Genomic DNA, 2,190 nt, shown 5'->3' with positions numbered 1-2,190 from the left:
CTTTTACCTATCGCTTTCGCTTGTGCATTACAAGACACATTCTTTAAGTAATACGCCACTAACACCGTCCATTGCACCGGATTATATTCTTTCAAACTCAAAACAGCATTATCAACAACCTCTGCTTCTTGCTCTGTCAAATATTGGCGATAATCAAAATCTCGAGCCGCTCCAGCAACAACCGATGATTGTGATGGATATTCTGTTCCTATACGCTTAACAATGCGGGTATTTCGCCATGCCGTTAAAATATCTTTCGTCTCTTTCATTGTGACCTCTTCTTTATTCCACTATTTTTTATGCTGTTATTGGGTTCAAAATATTAATGAGTAACTTGTGTTATTCTTTATGCTGAGTTAAAACAAACTAATGAGCCTAAAATTATCAGGGCTATGCGTTGCTCTATCCTGACTACTACTTACTACTTATTAATAATTAATTATTAATTATTACTTAGAAAAAACATCGGAACTAAACAAGTTCATGCCCTTCTTATAAACCTTCGCAGTGTAGTGAGCTTAGGGCTATGTGCGTAATAACTCAGTAAAGAGTAAAACATCACTAAGACAAACCGCTAACGCCCCAGATAATTAAGTAAATTACACTACCCATTAGATTAAAATCATCAAAAGCACTGGGTTGACTGGGTACCTTATCGTTAAAGTTATTATTATTGTTATTATTTAATTTGATTTTGATAATTTTAATTATTAATAATGATAACCTATATTATCATTTAAAGCAATTATCATTATCGCTATTAATCATTGATATTTGATAACTTGGGTTATATACTGACCCGGTCGATAACCACGAGGTAATACTATGACCACTTTTACCGATAGAATAAATTGGGCATTACAAGCATCCGGCTTGTCTCAGCACCAATTAGCCGAGATAGTCAAAATTAGCCAACCCGCCATTCAAAAACTGGTTTCAGGTAAATCAAGCACATCTCGCAAAATTGTTGAAATTGCAACAGCTTTAAATGTTGACCTGTTATGGCTGACCCAAGGCGTTGGGAAACCTGACGTGGGCAAAAACCAAGCCAATGCAAAAATACTGGGAACTATCGATGACTGGGATAGTCAAACACCACTTGATAATGATGAGGTTGAAGTGCCATTTTATAAGGATGTACGGCTATCTGCCGGTGATGGATTTGCAGATGATATTGAAGATTATAATGGTTACAAGTTAAGACTGTCTCGTTCTACCATGCGCCGCTATGGCATTGATAAAGATTGTGCGGTCTGCTTAACAGTTTATGGTGACAGTATGGAGCCTGTTTTTCAAGATGGTGCCACCGTTGCTATTGACCAGGCCGATACCAGTATTCGTGATGGTAAAATTTATGCGATTAATCATGACGGGTTACTCCGAATCAAAATTCTGGAAAAACTACCCGGTAATCAAATCAAAATCAGAAGCTATAATCCAGGTTATGAGGACGAAATCATCTCACAAGATGAGATTACTATTTTAGGACGAGTCTGGTGGCAATCATCTATACTTAACTAAGAGCCCGATAATCAGACAAAAACATACCATATCAATCAACCAGCACAGGTTGGAATGATAACAATTGATAACACAGACTACTCCCCCGCCACAACAGCCCGTTATTGGGCTGAGACCGTTTCACCTCAATAATGTAGCGTTACCTTTAGCGATAACAAATAATAACCAAAAAACACAAATTAATAACTTTAATTATTGACACTGATGATAACATATATTATCATTACCACATCAAAACCAATCAAGTTAACAGCGTCATTAAACAAGACTACGAGTTATTTAATGTGTTAACAAGATTCAAGTAGCTAGCAGGGGCATATGAACATACTGCGGTTTTGATACATGTCACAGGCATGACGGTAAACTGCGGCTGATGGCAGTGTTAATTGCACATAACACAATTAATACTGCCATATCTTATCCTATCAGCACTCACGCACACTGTTGTTAGGAAAAGGACAGCGGGAAAGACTGCGAACAGACCACATCCTTCGCCCCAACATGTTGGGGCCTTTTTTAAGGAAATATCATGATTAATAGAGATTTTATTAATATTAAAACCAAAAACAGATTTGACAAAGATTATCAATTAACTAAACACGAAATCCGATTTATCTACTTTGCCAATCTAATATTAATCTTTATGGGATTGGTCGCCTTGTTAATTGC

2 protein-coding genes are annotated in these 2,190 nt (G+C 36.8%); one reads left to right on the top strand and one right to left on the bottom strand.

Going from position 1 to position 2,190, the window contains the following annotated elements:
• The coding region (locus J3U59_RS11935) for a hypothetical protein (RefSeq protein WP_267334579.1) at nt 1-269 on the bottom strand (269 nt) is incomplete at its 3' end.
• Between the two features lie 556 nt (nt 270-825).
• On the opposite strand from J3U59_RS11935, the gene J3U59_RS11930 reads away from it, so the two are divergent.
• Nucleotides 826-1,521 (top strand): XRE family transcriptional regulator, encoded by a 696-nt coding sequence (locus J3U59_RS11930; protein WP_065799127.1) that lies wholly within the window; start codon nt 826-828, stop codon nt 1,519-1,521.
• The last annotated feature ends 669 nt before the right edge of the window (nt 1,522-2,190 follow it).

The organism is Gilliamella sp. B3783 (assembly GCF_026536125.1).
Taxonomy (GTDB): domain Bacteria; phylum Pseudomonadota; class Gammaproteobacteria; order Enterobacterales; family Orbaceae; genus Gilliamella.
Note: the sequence above shows the minus strand (reverse complement) of the source record. Positions and strands in the feature narration are given on the sequence as shown.

Bases quoted from the DNA above. Each gene is read 5' to 3' on its own strand.
- J3U59_RS11930 (WP_065799127.1), top strand. From the start codon at position 826: ATGACCACTTTTACCGATAGAATAAATTGGGCATTACAAGCATCCGGC.